Genomic DNA, 20,983 nt, shown 5'->3' on the forward strand with positions numbered 1-20,983 from the left:
CTAAAAGAAATTATTTAAGTTCAACAATGTCTTTATTTAACTCTACTTTTCCTTCAGCTATTAAGGAATCCAATACCTTGTTAATTTTAGCTGCAGTCTTTTTAGAAGTAGATTTAAAACCAAAGTTACGAGAAACATCTTTTGTTAATTTATTAAGCTCAATTGGTTCTTTAAATTCTAAAACAGTTTCTATATTTTTAGTAATTTCTTCATTAGAAATCAAATCAATGTTAGGTTTCACTCTTTTTCTAATCTCAACATCATTATTCAAATTAAATAAAAAGTCGTCAATTATTATTAAAGAACCTTCATCTTCTGATACTTTAATAGCATCATTAACTGCACTTTTAAACTTGGAACCTGCTCTTTTAATATCACAGTTCTCTTTAACTCTGTTTATTACTTCATTAACATGGATTGGTCCTTCAACATCAACAATTCTATTTATAGATGCAGAAATTTCTTCAGGACTTTTATCATAAAGTTCATCAGAAGACTTTATACCAATATCTTCTGCTTTTTTATAATCATAAATAAAGTCTTTAACAGTTTTACCTTTACCTGGAAGCTTTTTATCATCAAAATCTTTCAATTTATAATTCTGTTTGTGTCTTTCATGTTCTATTTCCTTATATTCTTCATCCACTTCATGAATAATATCTTCAAGCTCCATGTCTTCTTTTGCTTTCCTTCTTTCTTCTTCATGGATTGTTAAGATACTATTATCATCATTAGACAATTCTTTCTTAAGAGCTTCCATTAACTGTTCTTCACGAATTCTTTTCTCTTCCATCTCAGCAAATTCAGAATCATCAATATCAATAATTTTTTCCTCTTCATATTCATGATAATCTTCTTCATCAACCATTGGAGTTATATAATCATCATTTTGTAAGCTAGTTTCAGCCATATTCTGAGCTGCAAACTCATTAGAATAAGAAGTTTCCTGAGGATTATCATTAGATTGAGGATATTCAACTGGATCTTTTGTTCTGTCAATTACACTGACATATCCAATTTCAGTAGGATTTTCAATTTCTTTTAAAGACTTGTTAATATATTTTAATTCATCTTTAAATGCACTGATTTTTCCTAAAGCTGATTTTTTATCATGATACAAATTATTTTTCTTAAGAGGGCTATTGACATCATTTATTCCCTGATAATAATATTCATTGAACTCTGGTTCATTATTGATATTATTTTCTTCAAATTTAGGCATATCCCCAATATCTTCCTCTGTAAGATCATCTAAAAGTTTATCAAAACTATCATTAACAACAGTTGTAGCCTTTTCATGAATTTCTTCATCATCCCAATTTATATTGGATTTAAATTTAATATTATCAAAAGGAGATTTATCATCTTCAATTATATAATCTTCAAATGGAGAATCAGCTTTTTCATCAATTTCTATCTCTTCTATTTCCATTTTCTGATTATCATCATTTGATTCTACTTGATAATCATTGTCAATTTCATAAATAGCTGATTTTTCATCACTAGATTTATCTTCAATTTTCTCTTCTAGATTATCTTCAACATTATTTCGTGGATTTAAATAAGATTCTCCTTCTGTAATTCCTGAAATAATTGAGTTAACAATTCTTTCTTTCATAGATTGTTTTTTTCTAGGTCTGTTAACCTCATTATCCAAAGATTTGCTATTATCATTGTTAAGTATTTTATCTTTAATTTTAGGTTTTTTAAGAGAAGCATTATCATTATTCATTTCTTTTTTCTCCTCATCACTAGACTCTTTTTTATTATTCTCTTTTTTAGAATTATTTATTTCAATATCATTATCTGAATCAGTTTTTTTATCTTTAAAGTTAACAGTGTAGACATTTTCCTCTTGCTTAACTTCATTAAGGAATTCATCTTTAATATCTGCTACATTAGTAACTTCTTCCAATTCATCAACTTCAGATACAACCTCAATATTCTCATCATCAGATACTTCACGAGGATTTACATCTTCTAATTCATCAACTTCAGATACAACCTCAATATTCTCATCATCAGATATTTTACGAGGTGTTACTTCTTCTTGAGGAATAATATACTCTTCATCTTCCTCACTAGCTATTTCATCATCTAAGTTATCTGAAGCATCATCTAAATCTTCTAAATCATTAACTTCCTCAGCTTCCCTTGCTTTTGCTTCAAGTTCAGCTTTACGTGCTTCTTCAGCTTCTTTTTCTCTTTCAAGTTTTGCTTTTTCAGCCTGCTGTTTAAGTTTAAGTGCTAATTTTTCTGCTTCTTCAGTCTTTTTCTGTTCTAATTTTACAGCCTCTTTTTTAGCATTTTCAACTGCTTCAAGAAGTTTTTTGCGGCCTAAATCCCTATTTCTATACCAGTCAGTAGACCATAAATGATAAAGGTTCCATCCAAGGCCGGTTAAAACCTGTTCCCTTAGCCTATCCCTATCTCTAGCTACTTTACTTGAGGCATACATTTTTCCATCAGTGTTAATTCCTAAAATATATTTTCCAGGATTTTCATCATCCACAATAGCTAAATCAACTCTAAATCCTGCACAGCCCACTTGTTTATCTACTTCATAGCCATTTTCTACAAGGAAACTGTAAATTGCATCTTCAAATGGTTCATCCCTATACTCTTCAACTATCTTATGGCCTAAAGTTAAGGTTTCTGCATATCCCAGGAATTCTTTTAGTGCCTTTACACCAAATGGAGGGTTTGCTGTTAAATTCATATCATATGCTTTAAAGTTGGAAAATACTACACATTTTTCTCTGGCACGAGTAATCAATACATTTAAACGTCTTTCTCCACCGTCCTGATTTAAAGGACCAAAATTAAGAGACATTTTTCCATTTTCATCATATCCATATCCAACACTTATGAATATAACATCTCTTTCATCCCCTTGTATTGTTTCAAGGTTTTTAACAAAGAATCTTTCATCCTTATTTTCTGCAAATAAAGGTTCAAGTTCAGGCCTGTTTTTACGTTCAAGCTCCAATTCTTCAAGTATTGCATTTTTCTGTGCAACAGAGAATGTTCCAACTCCAAGACTTTTGGTGTCTCCATATTTATCAAAGTGTTTGAATATCTCTTTAACAACATCTCTTGCTTCAGCACGATTAGCAGATGAAGAACCTCTGTCATATACAGTGTTTGGATTATAATGAAGTTTTAAACCTAATTCTGGATCATTACGTGAGGGTGAAGGATAAACTAAAAGTTCATCATCATAGAACAGGCTATTTGACACTGAAATCAATGATTCATGACGACTTCTGTAGTGCCATTTAAGCATTTTAACTGGGAATGATAATTTACATAAATGTAGAATACTTTCCATATCCATTGATGTAGCTACTTCTTCTTCACCTTCTGCAGAAGACATTTGATCAAAGAAGGATGTTGGAGGTAATTGTTGAGTATCTCCCATTACAACTGCAGTTTTACCTCTCATAAATGCACCTAAAGCATCTTCAGGTTTTACTTGACTAGCTTCATCAAAGATAACAACATCAAACTGTAACTTTTCATTGGTTGGATCTAAATACTGTGCAATGGAAAGTGGACTCATCATAAATACGGGCTTAATCTGTTTTATTATTCCACCTGCTTTTTCAAGCAATTTTCTAACTGGTAAATGTCCGCTTTTTCTTGTAAACTCACCAGCCAATACTTTTGCTTCTGGATTTTCAGTAGCTCCAAATATTTGAGGAATATTGCTATTTAACTTATGGAATATTCTTTTACGGTTTAAAGCCAATATTCTTTGATCTAAATCCTTAAATTCCCTTATTCTATTATCATGAAGTTCACCAATAAATGTAGCTAGTTCCTGATTTTCCAGGAAAAGAATATTCAATAGTGAATCTGCAAAGTTACCTATTACCAATGAGTAGACATCATCTTTTTTAATATTCCTTTTCTCAATAGCTTCAATAAATGGTTCAGCATGGGTTCCTTTAGCTCTTTCTTTTGTGTTTAAATATTGTGACCATAAATGAAGGCTTGATAGCTGTCCTCTCCAATTATTAAGTTGAGTTCTCCATTGATTAAATGTGACATCTCCAAAATCCCTTTTGAAGATTAATTTACTTCTTGGATTTAATTTATTCTGGAGACTGTCTAAATCATTTTTAAAGATATTTCCAAGCCTAATATATTCTGAAAGGTTTTCTTCAGGATTTACATTAAATAAATCATTAGATAATAAATTTACAGTATCTTCAGAAAACATTCCGCTTTCTTTAAGAACTAAAAATTCCCTCATCCATTTGGAAATAGCTTTTAGGTCATTGATATCTGCTTTTAGATGCCAGTAATTACCAAAATAGTCATAAGCTATTTTTTCATTATCATCCATTTGTTTTTTAAGATGGAGTGCACCTTCCACTGCTCTTAAATCATTTAATATCTCATTAGTTCCTGGAACTGAGCCTTTATAATACATTTCAACTAGTTCTTCATTCTGTTTACTTTTAAATAGACGGAACTTTTTATTAGCTAATGACTGAAATTCATTGATTAATTTTCGAATATCTGCAGAAAATATAGTGTTATTAAATTTATCAAATATCTTAGCTACACTTTGATACTTCTCCAAATTACTGATTAAGATATTTGCACCATTAGCATCAGATTCCCAAGCATGAGATTTTAGAATATGTGCATCAATTAAAGATGCATTTTTAGATTCAATTAGCTTAAATGCCTGAAGGGAGTTAGTGAAATCATTTAATGAATCTGGTTTTTTAATTCCAAAGGTCTCATAAACCATATCTCTTTCCATTATAAAGTTGTTTAAAGAGTTTAAAGTATCATTAATTAAGATTTCAATCTCTCTTAAATCTGCAGGAAGTAAACTTTTTGGAGAGCATTTGCTCCATGGATTCTCATTTGAAATTGTCTGATAAAGTTCTGCTAAATTTTCAAGAGATAATGTAATATCATCTAAATCCTTTAAGGTTAAAGTCTCAGGATGGTCAAATCTAACCAAAGGAATAATTGTATCCTTTTTAGAGAAATGATCATCTGCAGATTCCTTCATACCATACAACTGGAATGCAGATAAATTAACAGCATATAATGGTTTATGAATAATTTCTGCATAATCATCAAGCTGTTTTCTTAAGGTTTCAAGCTTCCTGATGATTTGATCTACTTTAAATGGTTCTTCAGCCCTTACAGAAGTAGCTTTTTTCAAATCATTTAAGAGTTTTTTACGTCTTGTTTTATGAGAATGCAACTCCAATACAAATTTACCTAAACCTACTTTTGTTAAACGGTCCCTAACCACATCTAATGCAGCCATTTTCTCACTAACAAAAAGTACAGATTTTCCTTCAGCCAAAAGTTCAGCTATTAAATTTACAATAGTCTGTGATTTTCCCGTGCCTGGAGGTCCTTCCACAACTAAATTACGACCTGCTTTAACATCCTGAATAGCTGCAATCTGTGAAGAGTCAGCATCTAAAACCTGATACATATTCTCATATTCCAAGGTAGAGTCAATATCCTCTTCCTTAAATGAGTCCTTATCGTTTTTACTTGGATTGAAAATAGCTTGAATCAATTCATTTTTAGTTAAATCCACATTGTCAGCCCAGCTTTTAGGATTTAAATCATTGTACATAACAAATTTAGTGAAACTGAAAAATCCTAAAGCTACATTATCATTTACTTTCCAGTTTCTAATTGGACTAACTGCCTGTTTAACTTCCCTTAAATAATGATCAATAACTTCTCCATATTTTTTAGGATGGAATTCAGGTAATTCAATACCATTTTCTCTTAATTTAGCTTTAAGAGATATATTAGTCTGTAAATCTTCCCCAGTCCAAGATAATTCAAAGGACTTACCTACTTTTTTACGTTCCATTACAACTGGAATAAGAACTAATGGTGCCAAATTCTTTTGTTTTGGCTTGGTATTATCATTCCATTCTAAAAATCCAACAGCTAAATAGAGAATATTATAACCTTTCTCCTGGAGCATTGTTTTTGCCTGGTTATTTATGTAAAATAATCTCTTTTGAAGCTCATTAGGAGTTAAGTTAGTTTGTAAAGTATTATCAGGACCAGTGAATCTGGAAAAATCAATTGGTGAATGATCCCATATTGAAAATCGAGACTTTTCTTCCTTTTCTTCTTTTTTATTAGCTACAAAATACATTTTTTTATTTTGTAGGACTAATGTTTGGTAAACATTGATGGTTGATTGATTTACAACAGTTATTGTTTTTGCTCTTGCTTTAAAGTTAAGAAGTTGATTTCTTAAAGTTAAATCCAATAACTCCTTACGTAAATTTTCAAACTCCTTTTCAATTTTATTAGAAGATGTCTTTAACATAATCGATTTTCCTTTTTAAAAAATAATAACAAACTCACAACATTAATATTAATGTATATTTATTTTAGTATAACATTAATAAATCTTTCGAACTTCCAAATAAAATAAGTTTAAATTAAAAATTACCAATAAATAAATGTTAAAAAACAGTATACAATTATTTAAATCAACAGTTTAATCAAATAATGGTTTAAAGTTTTTTATAAGGACCATCAGAAGATAATTTTTCACTAGCTATTAAAGAAGCAAAATTACCAGCTTCAAGTGATGATTTAGCCTCTAATTTTTTAGAAATATATGCTGCCATATATGTATCACCACATCCTGTAGAATCTACAATATACTTCTGCTCTACAGGTTCAATAATAATTTCGTTATCATTGATATTTGAGATAATTCTGGAACCTTTACTTCCATTTGTTACAATAATTTCTCCCACATTACAGCTTGAAAAATCATTATCCTCAAACATAATGTCAAATTCATTTTCATCTAAAAATATTCCAGATGTGTCATTAACAATAGCTTGTATATTTGAATTTTTATCTAATAGAATACCATTGTATCCATCATCATTTTCCAAAGAATCTTTTTTTCTTAAAAAACCCTGAATAGATAAATAAATAGGAACCTTGAAATTCTTTAAATAATCCATAGTTTCTCTTGGAAAATCATATTGATTTAAAGGATTAATGACAAATGCATCAATTTTATCAATCTTATCTAAAATAGGCTTTAATTCATCTACAAAAATAGGAATATTTGCAAAATTAGACAGCTGAACTCTCAAATCAAGATTATCCTCATTAGGATATTCATTTATAAAAAAGTGTGTATCCTCTTTTAAAAGAGCTATTACTTTATTTTTATCTGGAAATTTATCTATTATATCTAAATTTGATAAGTTTACAATAGCTAGATAATCAATATTTAAAGCTTCATATACAAAAGCCTGAAAAAAAGTTGCCCCACCTACTTTAGATTCTTTCATACCATTTTTTATAATGATATCTTCAGTAGCAGGCCCTAAAACTACAAGTGTCATGAAAAAAAAATAAAGTAAAGGAATTAGATTCCTCTATCTTGCATTCTGTCAGCTTCAGTTAAAGTAGACATTTCAATACCTTTCATTGCTTCACCAAGGCCTTTGGAAACTTCAGCTAAAACTTCAGGTTTATCATAGTTAGCTGTTGCTTCTACAATAGCTTCAGCAAATGCTACAGGATTATTGGATTTGAAAATACCTGAACCAACAAAAATACCATCTGAACCTAATTGCATCATTAAAGAAGCATCTGCAGGAGTAGCTATTCCACCAGCAGCAAAGTTAACAACAGGTAATTTACCAAGTTCAGCAGTTTCTTTTACAAGATCAATTGGAGCTTCAATTTTTCTTGCATATTTCCAGATTTCTTCTTCATCTAAACCTTGAATAGTTCTGATTTCACCCATTACCATTCTCATATGACGAACTGCTTCAACAATATTTCCTGTTCCAGGTTCACCTTTAGTACGGATCATTGCTGCACCTTCATCAATTCTCCTTAAAGCTTCCCCTAAATTACGTGCACCACATACGAAAGGAATGGTGAATTCTTTCTTGTTAATGTGATATTCTTCATCAGCAGGTGTAAGTACTTCACTTTCATCAATCATATCTACACCCAATGTTTCTAAAATTTGAGCTTCTGCAATATGGCCGATTCTTGCTTTAGCCATTACAGGAATAGAAACTGCATCAACTACTTCTTCAACAATAGTAGGATCAGCCATTCTAGCTACTCCACCAGCAGCACGAATATCTGCAGGTACTTTTTCTAAAGCCATTACAGCAACAGCACCAGCATCTTCAGCAATAGCTGCTTGTTCAGCATTAACAACATCCATAATGACTCCACCTTTAGTCATTTTAGCAAAGCCTTCTTTTAAAACAGTAGTTCCTTTTTTCATGAGTAGTCTCCAATAAAAATTATTAAAAATATTTTTAAAATTAAAATATTACCTTTAACTCTCTCTTTTTTAACATAAGTATTTTATCAAAAATAAGTGAAAAAATCAATATTTTTCAATTTAAATTATAAAATTAATCAAGCTCATCATGAGGTATCCTATAGTAAGGGTCATCAAGATAATTAACTTCAATTAAACCTTCTGCATTATCTAACAAATCAGCACTGTCCCTACTTAAATAGCTTAATAAAACCTTTTTACCTCTCTTAGCATACTTGGCAGTTACTTCATTAATAATATCAATAGCTGAATGGTCCATAACTCTTGACTGGGAGAAATTTATAACAACACTATCTGGATCGCCATCATAGTCAAATAATTCTTTAAAACTTGATGTTGAACCAAAAAACAGCGGCCCTTGAATTTCATAATATTTGACATCATGTTTTTTATCATAACTAACAATAGCCGTAATTCTTTTTGAATTTTCCCAGGCAAAGGATAATGCTGAAATAACCACACCTAAAATAACAGCCAATGCAAGATTATCAAATATAACAGTGACTAAAGTAACAACAACCATTACAACAACATCAATATTTGGAACATTATGGACTAACTTAAAAGATTCCCATTTAAAGGTATTAAAAGAAACCATAAACATAACTCCAACCAATGCAGCCATTGGAATAATGTTAACCACTGGAGAAGCAAATAAAACAATGCATAACAAAGTAATAGCTGAAATAATACCTGACAACCTATGTCTTCCTCCAGAATTGATGTTAACAATACTTTGACCAATCATAGCACATCCTCCCATACCACTAAAGAATCCACAAACAGTATTAGCTATTCCCTGTGCATAAGTTTCCCTATTTGGCTTTCCACGGGTGTTAGTCATCTCATCAACTACTTCCAAAGTTAATAAACTTTCAATTAGACCAACCAATGCCATAACAATGGAGTAAGGTAAAACAATAGATATTGTTTCAAGATTTACAGGAACCATAGGTATATGAAACTGAGGTAATCCTCCAGCTATTGAAGATAAATCACCAATGGTTTTAGTTGGTACTGCAATTACTAAAGATAAAAGAGTAACAACCATAATAGCTACAAGAGAAGAAGGAACAGCCTTAGTGAACTTCGGAAGAATATAAATGATAATCATAGCTATTACAACAAGAGAAATCATGAAAACCATGTTCATTCCAGATAACAGCTGTCCAGAATCCGTGTAAAACTGATTGAACTGAGATAAAAAGATTACAATAGCCAGTCCATTTAAAAAACCAAAAACAACAGGCTGAGGCACTAACCGAATAAATTTACCTAATTTCAGAGCCCCAATAACTATCTGTATCAGACCCATTAAAATAACAGCTAAAAATAGATATTCTACACCATAACGAACAACCAGTGCAGTAACAACAATTGCAACAGAACCTGCAGCTCCTGAAATCATTCCTGGCCTTCCACCAATTAATGAAGTTATAAAACATAAAAAGAAAGATGTATAAATAGCTGTTAAAGGTGATGTGCCTGCAACAACTGAAAATGCAATAACTTCTGGAATTAAAGCCAAAGCTGAAGTTAATCCTGAAAATAGTTCTGTTTTAATTGTAAAAATATTAATTTTTTGAAAATTAAACATTAATAATTATTTTGTATTTATTGATATTTAAAATAAAGCAAATAAAATATAATCCCTATTTAGTTAATTGAATAGATAACTAAAAGCAGAATTAAGATTACATATGGTAAATAGGATTAATTTTATATATCATAGCAAATTAATATATGTAATGTGATATAATGCCAGTTGGAACAACAATTTTTTCTCATATATTACCAGTAATTTTAGGATTTTTTGGAATTCTTTTGATAATTTCAGGTTTATTAGATGAAAAAAAAGAACTATGGGTAATTGGAATTATACTATTTATTTGTGCATGTATTTTCCCATTTATTATATTAAGTGCAATATTATAAAATAGCTATTTCTCCAGAATGAAGAGAAGTACCTATTAACACTTTTTTTATACCTTCTTTTTCAAGTTCTGCAATAGAATCTTTATTTAATCCACCAGCTATTATTAATTTATCTTTAAACTCTTTGAATTCATTAAGAAGTTCATAGTTAACTCCTTTATTGGTACCTACACCTGTGATATCCAATAGGATTATCTCATTTGGATCTAATTCTTTTAAGATAGGTTTAATCTCATTTAATGTAAGATTTAAATTTTTTGTATATAACTCATTATCTTTAATATCAATACTAATAACGATTCTTTCTTTTGGATATTTATTAAAAATCTTTTTAAGCTCATCTATACTTTCTAAAGTCTCTGTAGCAACGATTATTTTATAAGCATAATCCAAAAAAAAAGTGTATGAATCAAAATCTTTAACTCCACCATCAAAAATTACTGGCAAAATTGAATTAACCATTTTTATTTCATTGATATTATGTCCTTTGGATTCAATTAGATCTAAATCAGCTATATAAATTTCAGAAGCCCCATTAAGTTTTAAATTTTCAGCTATTTCAACAGGATTGGCTGAGTTTGCATAACAGGTATTTAATGGTGTGTATGTTTCTCTCTGACCTGATTTTCCACTTACAGCTATTCCACCTTTTAAATCTAAAACAGGTATTTTAAGCATCATTATATTCACCTATTTTTATAATTAGAATAATAAGTTTAATAAAAGTTATTAGTTTTATTTAGATATTTAAAAAAAGAATAGTGGGAAAATTAGTTAAATAGACCACTATCCCTCATTGTTTTATTCATTTTTGCAACAGCACGATCTACAAAACCTGTTGACTTAATAAGTAATGCAATAATTATAAAAATAGCTGCAAATACTAATAGACTTACTAAAGAAGCAGATAATATAGGCCAGTTTAAATTAAATACTCCTTCTCTTAACAATTGAATTCCATATGTTATTGGTAAATATGGATTGATTGTCTGGAATAAACTGGTGTATGCAGTTGTTATTTCTATTGGATAAACTCCCCCTGTTGCTCCAACCTGCAACACTAATCCAATAACTGCAATTAGCTTTCCAACATTTCCAAGTGCTGAAATCAGTGAATAGACAATAATCATATAAGCTAAACTTGAAACAACAAGACCAAGAAGTAACATAAAACTGTTTGTAACCTGAACACCCATATTTAAAGTTAATATAAATAAAATTAAAGCCTGTAAAATAGCTATTAATACAAATATAAATAATTTTCCGAAATATGCTTCATATGATTTGTATCTTTTCTCTGAAATTGGTTTTGATGGGTTTATATTCATTATTACACAGGATACCAATGCACCTACCCATAATGATATAGAAGTATAGAATGCATAAAATAAATCCCCTAAATGGCTGGAATCATTTTCACTTTCAACTATTAACTCAATTGGTTCTACAGATAAATTTAGAAGTTCCCCACTAACAGGCCCATTTACTTTAGACAATGTCTGATTATTGAAGCTTTTTGCAAAATCATTATTAATTTCATTGATTATTGCAAGTGAAGATGCATTTGTTATTGAATACATCATTGAACTTTCCTTATGAGAATCATAAAATACTAATGATGCCTTTTCACTGCTTAATCCATTTGAAATAGCTAGTATATCTTCAGTGAAATTTGATGGTATTATAAGAGTTGCCATATATTTTCCATCATCTACACCTTTTTTAGCATCATCTTCATCAAGAATAACCCAATTGTACTTATCACTTGAAGTTAAATTGTCCTCTATTGTTTTACCAAAATTATAGGTCTGACCATTAATTGTAACAGCCTCATCATTATTTACAATTGCAAAATCAAGATTTTCTGTTTCTTCACTAGGATCCCATGAAACTGCAGTATTAGTTAATCCATATATGGATGGAATTAAAAGTAAAACAATGAACACTACAAGGACAATGGGGTTTTTAGCTAGTGCCTTAATATCATCCTTTATAATTTCAAAAATATTTGATAGCATAAAATTCACCTTATTATTTTATAAGATATATATCGCAATAAGAAATATATTATTATATGAAATATGTCCTTAAACTATATAAATTATTTGATAAAAATTATATTTTAGTAATAAGTGAGGGTAAAAAATGACTGATGCTACTAAAGAAGAATTAATAACCTTAATGTTAAAAGAGAATAAAACCATAACTAAACATCTTGAAATAGGTCTAACACGATTAATTATACTTTGGAAGATAAGTAAAGGAGATATATACGGATATAACCTTATGAAAACCATTGATGAATTTTACAAAGATCAGATTGAATTAGGGCTTGTTAAAAAAGCAAATCCAAGTAAAATATATCCAATTCTTAAAAAAATGGAAGAAAATGAACTTATTATAGGTGAATGGGAAATTAAAAACAACAAAAATGTGAAAGTATATAAAATAACAGAAAAAGGAAACCTCTTAGTTGACGCATTAAAAGACAAAATAGCTGCCACAAGTCTAAATCCAAAATGGCAGGAATTTATTAAAGATATGAGCTCAAAAGTAGAAAAATAAAAAAAACAGTAAATAATTAAGCTAAACTGCTAGCTTAATTAAACAATAAGAAAAATGATCAATGAGGAAAAAATCATTTACCCTTACTTATACTAAGAACAACATAGTATTTAAATCTTTAGTTTTAATTTAATTTTATTAAAGTATAATTGAATTATACAATCAATAAAAATAAAGAACTTTTTTTAAAAATATAGCTAAAAAATTAAATTAAAATAAATAAAATTCTATTTTTTAATGTAAATTACTAAAAAAAAATTATTTTAATCAATAAATTTAGCAAAATAAAGTCAAATATACTTTATTAATTGATAAGACAGAATAGAGTTTGAAGTAAATGGAGGAAAGGTTTAAAGATAAAATTCTATCGTAGGGTTTATTAATATTTTGGCTAAGCTATCTCAATGTGTTTCATTTTCAATTTACTTCAAACATATTTATTAATTAAACTCACAACTATAAATACTTTTTTATTAAAAAGTATTACTAATATAATAAAGAATATAAAAAAAGTATTAATAAGAAAGAAAAAAATAAAAAAACTACTCTTTGTAGTTATTTTCAATGAAATTATCTAATTTTAAATAAGCTTCATCAATAGCATTTTCTAAAGAATCATTGGAAACTTCAGTAAGTTCATCAAAAAGAAGTTCAACATTACAGGAAACATCTAACTGATCATCGAGATAATCGGCAACAATACCTAAATCAATGTCTTCTAATTCTTTAGTTGAAACAATTTTAGAAATTTCTTCTTCTAAAAAATCTCCAAAAGTGTCAGAAATAGTAATTAAATCTTCATCATTAAGTTTTTTAAGTTTAGACATAATATCTTAAAAAAAAAGAAAGGAAGTGATGAATTTATTCATCAGCTGGAGCTACACCTTTCATTGCAGCTTGAATGGAATTTTGCATTTCTTCAAGTTTTTTCATAACTCTTTCTTCTTGACGTTCCATAGTTTGTGCTCTTAATTTAAGAGTTTCTAATTTGTCTTCCATATCAGCAACAGCTTCTTCGTAGTTAACTTTAATTAATAAAGTTCCAGCTTGTTTAAATACTTCAGTAGAAGCATCAGTTTTGTTAAGTTCTTCAAGAGCTTTTTCAGTTTCTTGTTTTTGAACTTCAACATTTTGTTTTTGCATGGTTACTGCTTGAGCTTGTTGTTGTAATTGTTGGAATTGGTTTAATTGATGTTGAATATTTTCTGGGATTTCCATTTTTTCACCTTTTAATTTTTATTAAGAATTTTTATAAATATGATATTTAAACTTAATTAGTTAAATTATTAATCTCTAAAGAGAGTTTAATCCATTTAATAGCTGAATTTATAGAGGCTCTAAATGAAGTTGAATCTTCTGCATCAATATTAATAATAATGCTTTTCCCCTCAACAGTTATAGTCATGGAAGATCTATAATCAGGAGCAGTTTCAAATTCTAATAAAATAGAATCATATATCAGTTGAGCCTGTTTTTCACTATCAAACTCAATGTTAATATTAGATGAAACATTCTTAAGAGGTGTTGATTCAATCATAATTTACTCTTTTAAAACTTTACGAACATTAATTTGGAATGGAATTTCTTCTTCAAATTTGTTAATAAAGTTAATTTTAGCTACCAAATCATCATCAGTCTTATTTATTTTAATATAATTTGCACTATCTTCTTCAACTAAAGGGAATGTGAAGATTTCAGCTAATGAATTTAACTTTTCAACTTCACTAACAACAGTTAAATTCTTAGGAGAAATATGAAGTCTCTCATTTGTAAGAGTAACATTAATAAGCAATACTAATAAAACTTCTCCTTTATTTGAATAAAAAGTAATTCTACTTGGATTACCTTTAATCTCATGTACAACAGCTATATTAACTTCTCCTAATTCTAAAGCTTTTAAAAGAAGCTCACGCATATTCATTTTTCCTCTATTGACATAGCTGGAAACAGTTGCATGAGAAAAATTCTTACAGAATTTTCTAGTTTTTTGAGAAGGTTTTCTAGATGTTGAAATTAACATAAAAATACCCTACTGAAAATAAGCAAATATTATTTAATAAAAAGCAAATAAGAGAATAAAATAAAAATAAAAAAAATTATCTTGCTTTTATAACTCTTGTTACTTCGGGAACATTTTTAAATAAAATCCTATATCTACATTTAGGACATTTATTTTCCATGTAGCTTTTATGGTCTACTTCTGTCCCACATTTTGGACATCTATACAATTATTCTCCCCCTGCATTAGCATTTCTGCTGATGTTACGTGCTGCAGATTTTGCCATAGGAGTTTGAGGAACAAATGCCCCACCAGTAAATACTGCACCACATTTTCTGCATTTCCAGATACCTGCAGCTTGTCTTTTAACATAAGGTCTATCACATTTAGGACAAACATGATTTTTTTTCATGTTTTCTTCGATTAATTTTACAGATCTTTTAGCTTTTCTTCCGTATCTTGCACCAAATCTACCTGTAATTCCCACTTTTTTAGTTCTTGCCATTTAAATTCTCTCCGTTTTATAAAAAATAAATATTATCTTTATGAATAACAATGCAATTATTAAAAATTACATTTAATAAAATAAATCATAAAATTATCTAATGTAATAATATTATATATACTAATATTTAAAGTTAATGTTTTTTACATCAAAAAACATGCAATTTGATATCAAAAATTATAATAAAAATTTAAAATCAAATCTCATGATTTAAAAAAAGATAAAAGTTAATTAACCAACTAATCAAGAGTTGGATAATTAGGACTTTCATTAGTAATTAATAAATCATGTGGATGTGATTCTTTAATACCACTTGCAGTAATTCTTACAAATTTAGCTTTGTTTTGCATGTCTTGAATATCTTCAGCACCACAGTAACCCATAGAAGCTTTAAGACCACCAACAAGTTGGAATAAAATCTCACTAACAGTTCCTTTATATGGTACTGCTCCTTCAATTCCTTCAGGAACATATTTAGTATGTTTCATATGGCCTTTTTTAGTACCTTGGAAGTATCTGTCTGCACCACCATCATATTCACTGGTCATTGCACCCATAGATCCCATTCCACGGTATTTTTTATATTGTTTACCATTCATAACAACAATTTCACCAGGAGCTTCAAGGGAAGCAGCTAATAAATTACCAAGCATTACAGCATCTGCACCAGCACCAATAGCTTTTGCAATATCACCGGAGTATCTAATACCTCCATCTGCAATAACTGGAATTCCATACTCTTTAGCAACATCTGCAACATCAGAAATAGCTGTTAATTGAGGTACTCCAACACCAGCAACAATACGAGTAGTACACATTGAACCTGGACCAATACCTACTTTTAATCCATCTACTCCCATGGAAATTAAGTCTTCAGCAGCTTCTGCAGTAGCAATATTACCAACACATAAATCTGCATCAATATTATCTTTAATAGTTTCAGTGAATTTTACTGCATTCATATTATGAGCATGAGCACAGTCAATTGAAATAATGTCAGCACCAGCTTCATCAAGTGCCATTGCTCTATCTAAATCAAATGGTCCGGAAGCAGCAGCTACTAAAAAGTTTCCATTTTTATCACGTGCTGCATTAGGATATTGAGATTGATTTAAAATATCTTTAATAGTAATAATACCAACTAATTTACCATCACGAAGAACAGGAAGTCTTTCAACTTTGTTTTCATATGCAATGTTCAATGCTTCTTCAGCAGTAATTGGTTCTTCAACTGTTACAACATCTGAAGTCATAATGTCTTTAACAGTTTTTTCAGCCCCAGATTTTAATACTGGTCTAATATCCCTTTTTGAGATGATACCAATAATTTCATCTCCATCCATAACAGGAAGACCACTGATTAATTCATCATTCATCTTATTTTGAACATCCGCAATAGTTGAATCAGGAGTGATAGTAACTACATCACGAATAGTTAATTCCTCTGCATTTTTTACTTTTTTAACTTCTTCAACTTGTTGTTCTTGAGTGATATTCCTATGAATGACCCCTATACCACCTTCTTGTGCCATAGCTATTGCAAGACGTGATTCTGTAACAGTATCCATAGCTGCACTTAAAATAGGCACATTTAATTTAATATTCTTACCTAATTCAACTTTTGTATCAACATCTTTAGGTTCTACATAACTTGCATTAGGAGTAAGCAAGAAGTCATCAAAGGTATAAGCAACTCTAGCCTCTTGTACTTTTTTTGAAAACATTGAAAAACACCTTTTATTTAATTATCAAATGATTCGCATAATTCTTTAAGTTCAGCTACTGCAGTATGGTGAATATGACCTGTATTTCTGTCACCACCTACACATGCTGCCCCTCTAATTCCCACAACATCACAGCCAATGTCATGTAATGGTTTTAATTGATCTTTTTTAACAGAACCTGCAAGAGCAGTTTTAAGTCCATAGCTATGAGCTTCATCTACAAATTCTTTTAATTCATCCATATTTAAAAAGTCAAATAAAGTTTTTCCATCTTTTACAGCAGTATCTAACATAGCTAAGTCACATCCAGCATCTTTAGCTACTTTTGGAATTTCCATAGGTCCAACTGCACCTACACGATGTGCATCTGCATATCCTGCTGCAACAATAATAGTGTCTGGACTAATATCTTTTACAGTTTTTACTACATTTTCCATTACTTCAACTGCTTCATCATGATTTTTAGTTCCGTATAATCCTACTTTAATGTAATCTGCTCCAGAAACATGAGCACCCATTGCTGCAAGAGAAACAGTACCTGGTTTATAAGGTACATCTCCTAAAGTAGCACTAACTAACTTGTCTTCAGGTGTTAATTCCCTAATATCTTTAATAACCCATGGAAAGTTAGCACCAAGAGATCCTTCTTTAGGATTTTTTACATCAACAATATCTGCTCCACCCTTAATAGATTCAAGAGCTTCTTCATGATTTATAGGACTTATTAATAGAAGCATGTATTTCCTCCAATAAATATTATTTAAGTTTAAAATATAATAATTTAATATTATTTCTTTATTATTTATATATATTTTCCTTAAATAAGAAAAAAAATAAAAAATCATGATAAAAAAAGAAAATTTAGTAAGGAGAGTCATGATTGGAAATATTTTTCCTAATTTTTCCATGAACCTTAGGATAAAATCCTTGAGAATTTGACAACTTCCTTAAGTTTTCAATAATTTCATTTGTTGGAATTGAAACAGGACAATTAAGTGTACATAACCCACATAGAGTGCACATAAATAAACCTGAATCATAACAGGTCTCATCATCAGTGATAAATTTACTCATAGCCACTCCACGACCACCTAAATAATTGTTATATCCAAATTCATTACCAACAGCATTATAAACAGGACAGTGAACAATACAGTTTCCACAACCAATACACCAGAGACATTCAGACTCAGCTTCACTTCTTCCATTATCTAAAAGAATAACAACAACCCTTTCTGCTCCATACATATTTTTAAGAAGTTTTTTCTCAATATCTGCAGTTTTTGAAGGTCCAGAGATAATGTTAACATAAGATGTCAAATAATTACCAGTTGCATAAACTGTTTCAAGTTTAGCTATTGAAATTGCATCTTCAAGAGAAGGCACTATTTTATCAATTCCAGCTACAATAATATGCAAATCTTTTAGAGAAACTAATGAAATATTGCCTTCATTATGGACTAAAAGAACTGCACCCTCTTCAGCAGCTATAACATTGGCTCCACTTATACCTACAGTGCAGTTTTCAATGCGGTCAAGGACATCTTTTCTAACAACTTCCATAATCTCACGAGGAATAGGATCCACATCCACATCCATAGATTCATTTACAATATCTGTAATTTCACCTACATTTAAATGAGATGCAGGACCTGTAGGGTGAACTGGTTTATTATCCGTCTTTTTAAGCTGTAAAATTCTATCTCCCAAATCAGTTTCAACAACATCAAATCCTTTATCTGCTAAAAAGGGTTTAAGATTAATTTCACCTAAAGTATTAGATTTAGCTTTAGCAATAGCTTTTGAATTTGAATACTTAACTAAATCATAGATTATATTCTGACATTCTTCAGCATCATTAGCACAGAAAACATCAATACCATTTCTCTTAAAAGAATCAATAGCTATCTCCCTTAAGGAATCCATATTGTTAATAGAGTTTTCTGCAATTTTTTTAACTCTTTTTTCAAGCCTATCAATTTTAGGAGATTCCAACTTGGAAGAACGGTTTTTAACTGTGTCAAATGATTTCCTCATTGTTTCCAATTCCTCTTCTTTCATTGAATCCCTCCATATTTAGATAAAAATTCAGTCAAATCTAAAACTTCAATTCCTTTATCTTCCAGATTTAATTTACAAAAAGGACAGGCTGTAATTAATACTTCAGCACCAGTTTCTTTAGCTTCCTTTATTTTAAAATCAGCCAACTGATTAGCTATTTCAGGGTATGCTGATTTGACCCCTCCACCAGCACCACAGCAGGTACCTTCTTTTTTAATATGCTCCATCTCACAAAGATTAGCTACTGATTTAATAACATCTCTTGGTTCATCAAAAACACCGCAGTGTCTAGCTAAGTGACATGAATCATGATAAGTAACCTTTAAATCAGATCTGTTTAATTTAAGTTTACCTTCATCAATGAGCTTTTTAAGTAATTGTGAAATATGAATAACTTCTAAACCATAATAATCTTGGGACAATGTTTTATAGCATCCTGCACATGATGTGAGAATAGTTTCACCCTTAAAATCAGCCATATTTTTTTCCATTTGTTCTTCTGCTTCTTTTTCAAAACCTGTTCTTAAAAGAACAGAACCACAACATTTTTCATCTTCTAAAATGTGGTAAGAAACACCGGCCAATTTTAATAATTTTTCAGTAGCATCTGCAATACTTGTTTCTCTCTCACGTGCAGTGCAACCTCTAAAATATAACATAACAATACACCTAACATTACAAAATATATTTTTTAAACTATATTAAATGCACTTAAAAAATAGAGATTATTAAAAATTAATTAAAAAAATAAAAAAATAGTTTAATCTTTTTTATTATTGTCTTTTTCAGCAGAAATTTCATTGTTAAGAGCAATTTCTGTAACAATATCTGTCATTTCCTCTTGTAACTTGTCTACTTTAATATATAATCTAAATACCAAATAGAACAAAACAATAATAGCTACAATAATAAGAAAGTCCAGTCCTCTTGAAATACCGAAAACATTAGCTATGGCTATACTTAATTCTGGAACAAATGCAAATATAACAACAAATAACCAGATTAAAATCCAGAATAAGTAAAACATTATTGATTTTTTAAATAATCGGATATAGCATAAGTATAGGATAGCTATTAATGCAATAAGACTGGCAATAATAGGATATATCATCATTTTTTATCACCTATTCAAATAGTACTTCTTTAAGCATTCTAAACATGATTTTTAATCCAACAATAGCATTAGTACCCTTAGCTTGAGTTTCAGGAGTGTATATTGTAGTAATAGTAACTTCTTTTAATTTAATTTTATTCTCTTTAAACTGTCTTAAAAACTCAGAAGCAATAATATAACCTCTGGCACGAATATCTACTTTATTTAAAGTATCTATTGTAAATGCCCTGAATCCAGTCTGTGAATCAGAAACATTAACCCGATAAAATATTCTTGTTAAGAAATTCATTATATTATTTGCAAAACTTTTAGAAAAAGGCATGTCTTTAAAGGGACGAACTCCAATAACAGCATCAGCTTCTCCTTTAATCAATGGTTCACATACTTTATCAATATCTTCAATAGCATGCTGACCATCAGCATCCATATTAACAATATACTTTGGATTATGTCTTTTTACAGCTTCCAGACCTGTTCTAATAGCTGCACCCATCCCCTGGTTAATAATATGATTTAAAATGAAAATATTTTTAGGATATCTGTTCTGAGACTCAATAAGCTTTTCTAAAGTTTTATCTTCAGATCCGTCATTTACAATAATCATTCTGTATCCGAGCTTAGCTATTTCTTCAATAACTGCCTGAACTCTGGTTTCTTCATTATATGCTGGAATTACCATAAATGTATGTTCTTTATCCTCTTTAGACATTTTAAATTTATTATCCATAACTAC

General features: G+C 29.6%; 20 protein-coding genes. 2 read left to right on the forward strand and 18 right to left on the reverse strand.

Translation table 11 applies throughout. The annotated features are described in order from the left end of the window. Positions 1-10: 10 nt before the first annotated feature. The 4 genes from MBBWO_RS00580 to MBBWO_RS00595 all read right to left on the reverse strand — a co-directional run bounded on the left by MBBWO_RS00580 (position 11) and on the right by MBBWO_RS00595 (position 9,944). Positions 11-6,337 carry a DUF3320 domain-containing protein gene (locus tag MBBWO_RS00580; protein ID WP_116668948.1) on the reverse strand — a complete coding sequence of 2,109 codons (6,327 nt, stop codon included), beginning with the start codon at positions 6,335-6,337 and terminating at the stop codon, positions 11-13. Positions 6,338-6,527: 190 nt separating this feature from the next. Then, entirely contained in the window at positions 6,528-7,382 is an 855-nt protein-coding gene (locus MBBWO_RS00585; protein ID WP_116668949.1) for a PfkB family carbohydrate kinase, read from the reverse strand. Positions 7,383-7,405: 23 nt separating this feature from the next. Continuing rightward, positions 7,406-8,287, reverse strand: a complete 882-nt coding sequence (gene pdxS / locus MBBWO_RS00590; protein ID WP_116668950.1) for a pyridoxal 5'-phosphate synthase lyase subunit PdxS — start codon at positions 8,285-8,287, stop codon at positions 7,406-7,408. 133 nt (positions 8,288-8,420) lie between these two features. After that, positions 8,421-9,944, reverse strand: coding sequence for a SulP family inorganic anion transporter (locus MBBWO_RS00595; protein WP_116668951.1), 1,524 nt, complete (start codon positions 9,942-9,944; stop codon positions 8,421-8,423). 161 nt (positions 9,945-10,105) lie between these two features. On the opposite strand from MBBWO_RS00595, the gene MBBWO_RS00600 reads away from it, so the two are divergent. After that, positions 10,106-10,282, forward strand: coding sequence for a hypothetical protein (locus MBBWO_RS00600; protein ID WP_243408441.1), 177 nt, complete (start codon positions 10,106-10,108; stop codon positions 10,280-10,282). Here MBBWO_RS00600 and MBBWO_RS00605 read toward each other — a convergent pair. Together MBBWO_RS00605 and MBBWO_RS00610 are read right to left on the reverse strand one after the other, a co-directional pair. After that, on the reverse strand, positions 10,277-10,963 hold the full coding sequence (locus MBBWO_RS00605; RefSeq protein WP_116668953.1) for a HisA/HisF family protein: 687 nt from the start codon (positions 10,961-10,963) through the stop codon (positions 10,277-10,279). The genes MBBWO_RS00600 and MBBWO_RS00605 overlap by 6 nt on opposite strands. Before the next feature lie 89 nt (positions 10,964-11,052). After that, positions 11,053-12,300 carry a YhgE/Pip domain-containing protein gene (locus tag MBBWO_RS00610; RefSeq protein ID WP_116668954.1) on the reverse strand — a complete coding sequence of 416 codons (1,248 nt, stop codon included), beginning with the start codon at positions 12,298-12,300 and terminating at the stop codon, positions 11,053-11,055. Between the two features lie 127 nt (positions 12,301-12,427). On the opposite strand from MBBWO_RS00610, the gene MBBWO_RS00615 reads away from it, so the two are divergent. Further along, entirely contained in the window at positions 12,428-12,847 is a 420-nt protein-coding gene (locus MBBWO_RS00615; protein ID WP_116668955.1) for a PadR family transcriptional regulator, read from the forward strand. Positions 12,848-13,389: 542 nt separating this feature from the next. Here the strand turns inward: MBBWO_RS00615 and MBBWO_RS00620 are convergent. The 12 genes from MBBWO_RS00620 to MBBWO_RS00675 all read right to left on the reverse strand — a co-directional run bounded on the left by MBBWO_RS00620 (position 13,390) and on the right by MBBWO_RS00675 (position 20,977). Then, positions 13,390-13,674 carry a DUF3194 domain-containing protein gene (locus MBBWO_RS00620; RefSeq protein ID WP_116668956.1) on the reverse strand — a complete coding sequence of 95 codons (285 nt, stop codon included), beginning with the start codon at positions 13,672-13,674 and terminating at the stop codon, positions 13,390-13,392. Between the two features lie 34 nt (positions 13,675-13,708). After that, positions 13,709-14,065 (reverse strand): prefoldin subunit beta, encoded by a 357-nt coding sequence (locus MBBWO_RS00625; protein ID WP_116668957.1) that lies wholly within the window; start codon positions 14,063-14,065, stop codon positions 13,709-13,711. Between the two features lie 52 nt (positions 14,066-14,117). Then, complete coding sequence (locus tag MBBWO_RS00630; RefSeq protein ID WP_116668958.1) at positions 14,118-14,384, reverse strand: KEOPS complex subunit Pcc1; 267 nt, start codon at positions 14,382-14,384, stop codon at positions 14,118-14,120. A gap of 3 nt (positions 14,385-14,387) precedes the next feature. Next, positions 14,388-14,867, reverse strand: coding sequence for a Brix domain-containing protein (locus MBBWO_RS00635; protein ID WP_116668959.1), 480 nt, complete (start codon positions 14,865-14,867; stop codon positions 14,388-14,390). Between the two features lie 76 nt (positions 14,868-14,943). Beyond that, positions 14,944-15,075, reverse strand: coding sequence for a DNA-directed RNA polymerase subunit P (locus tag MBBWO_RS00640; protein ID WP_116668960.1), 132 nt, complete (start codon positions 15,073-15,075; stop codon positions 14,944-14,946). Next, complete coding sequence (gene rpl37A, locus MBBWO_RS00645) at positions 15,076-15,351, reverse strand: 50S ribosomal protein L37Ae (RefSeq protein ID WP_116668961.1); 276 nt, start codon at positions 15,349-15,351, stop codon at positions 15,076-15,078. It abuts the gene before it with no gap. A gap of 239 nt (positions 15,352-15,590) precedes the next feature. Next, positions 15,591-17,075, reverse strand: coding sequence for an IMP dehydrogenase (gene guaB, locus MBBWO_RS00650; protein WP_116668962.1), 1,485 nt, complete (start codon positions 17,073-17,075; stop codon positions 15,591-15,593). A 17-nt stretch (positions 17,076-17,092) separates the two neighbouring features. Beyond that, positions 17,093-17,812 (reverse strand): (5-formylfuran-3-yl)methyl phosphate synthase, encoded by a 720-nt coding sequence (locus tag MBBWO_RS00655; RefSeq protein ID WP_116668963.1) that lies wholly within the window; start codon positions 17,810-17,812, stop codon positions 17,093-17,095. A 124-nt stretch (positions 17,813-17,936) separates the two neighbouring features. Next, on the reverse strand, positions 17,937-19,136 hold the full coding sequence (locus MBBWO_RS00660) for an LUD domain-containing protein (RefSeq protein WP_116668964.1): 1,200 nt from the start codon (positions 19,134-19,136) through the stop codon (positions 17,937-17,939). Beyond that, positions 19,133-19,795 (reverse strand): (Fe-S)-binding protein, encoded by a 663-nt coding sequence (locus MBBWO_RS00665; RefSeq protein WP_116668965.1) that lies wholly within the window; start codon positions 19,793-19,795, stop codon positions 19,133-19,135. The genes MBBWO_RS00660 and MBBWO_RS00665 overlap by 4 nt, the downstream gene beginning before the upstream one ends. 101 nt (positions 19,796-19,896) lie before the next feature. After that, positions 19,897-20,250: a DUF2304 domain-containing protein gene (locus MBBWO_RS00670; RefSeq protein WP_116668966.1), complete on the reverse strand. Its 354-nt coding sequence runs from the start codon at positions 20,248-20,250 to the stop codon at positions 19,897-19,899. Between the two features lie 10 nt (positions 20,251-20,260). Further along, the gene (locus MBBWO_RS00675) at positions 20,261-20,977 is read right to left on the reverse strand and encodes a glycosyltransferase family 2 protein (protein ID WP_243408442.1); all 717 of its coding nucleotides are present in this window, start codon (positions 20,975-20,977) and stop codon (positions 20,261-20,263) included. Positions 20,978-20,983: the final 6 nt, after the last annotated feature.

Origin of the sequence: Methanobrevibacter woesei (assembly GCF_003111605.1) — an archaeon.
Taxonomy (GTDB): domain Archaea; phylum Methanobacteriota; class Methanobacteria; order Methanobacteriales; family Methanobacteriaceae; genus Methanocatella; species Methanocatella woesei.

Coding starts and splice junctions, on each gene's coding strand:
- MBBWO_RS00580 (WP_116668948.1), bottom strand. CDS start 6,337: ATGTTAAAGACATCTTCTAATAAAATTGAAAAGGAGTTTGAAAATTTA.
- MBBWO_RS00585 (WP_116668949.1), bottom strand. CDS start 7,382: ATGACACTTGTAGTTTTAGGGCCTGCTACTGAAGATATCATTATAAAA.
- pdxS (WP_116668950.1), bottom strand. CDS start 8,287: ATGAAAAAAGGAACTACTGTTTTAAAAGAAGGCTTTGCTAAAATGACT.
- MBBWO_RS00595 (WP_116668951.1), bottom strand. CDS start 9,944: ATGTTTAATTTTCAAAAAATTAATATTTTTACAATTAAAACAGAACTA.
- MBBWO_RS00600 (WP_243408441.1), top strand. CDS start 10,106: ATGCCAGTTGGAACAACAATTTTTTCTCATATATTACCAGTAATTTTA.
- MBBWO_RS00605 (WP_116668953.1), bottom strand. CDS start 10,963: ATGATGCTTAAAATACCTGTTTTAGATTTAAAAGGTGGAATAGCTGTA.
- MBBWO_RS00610 (WP_116668954.1), bottom strand. CDS start 12,300: ATGCTATCAAATATTTTTGAAATTATAAAGGATGATATTAAGGCACTA.
- MBBWO_RS00615 (WP_116668955.1), top strand. CDS start 12,428: ATGACTGATGCTACTAAAGAAGAATTAATAACCTTAATGTTAAAAGAG.
- MBBWO_RS00620 (WP_116668956.1), bottom strand. CDS start 13,674: ATGTCTAAACTTAAAAAACTTAATGATGAAGATTTAATTACTATTTCT.
- MBBWO_RS00625 (WP_116668957.1), bottom strand. CDS start 14,065: ATGGAAATCCCAGAAAATATTCAACATCAATTAAACCAATTCCAACAA.
- MBBWO_RS00630 (WP_116668958.1), bottom strand. CDS start 14,384: ATGATTGAATCAACACCTCTTAAGAATGTTTCATCTAATATTAACATT.
- MBBWO_RS00635 (WP_116668959.1), bottom strand. CDS start 14,867: ATGTTAATTTCAACATCTAGAAAACCTTCTCAAAAAACTAGAAAATTC.
- rpl37A (WP_116668961.1), bottom strand. CDS start 15,351: ATGGCAAGAACTAAAAAAGTGGGAATTACAGGTAGATTTGGTGCAAGA.
- guaB (WP_116668962.1), bottom strand. CDS start 17,075: ATGTTTTCAAAAAAAGTACAAGAGGCTAGAGTTGCTTATACCTTTGAT.
- MBBWO_RS00655 (WP_116668963.1), bottom strand. CDS start 17,812: ATGCTTCTATTAATAAGTCCTATAAATCATGAAGAAGCTCTTGAATCT.
- MBBWO_RS00660 (WP_116668964.1), bottom strand. CDS start 19,136: ATGAAAGAAGAGGAATTGGAAACAATGAGGAAATCATTTGACACAGTT.
- MBBWO_RS00665 (WP_116668965.1), bottom strand. CDS start 19,795: ATGTTATATTTTAGAGGTTGCACTGCACGTGAGAGAGAAACAAGTATT.
- MBBWO_RS00670 (WP_116668966.1), bottom strand. CDS start 20,250: ATGATGATATATCCTATTATTGCCAGTCTTATTGCATTAATAGCTATC.
- MBBWO_RS00675 (WP_243408442.1), bottom strand. CDS start 20,977: ATGGATAATAAATTTAAAATGTCTAAAGAGGATAAAGAACATACATTT.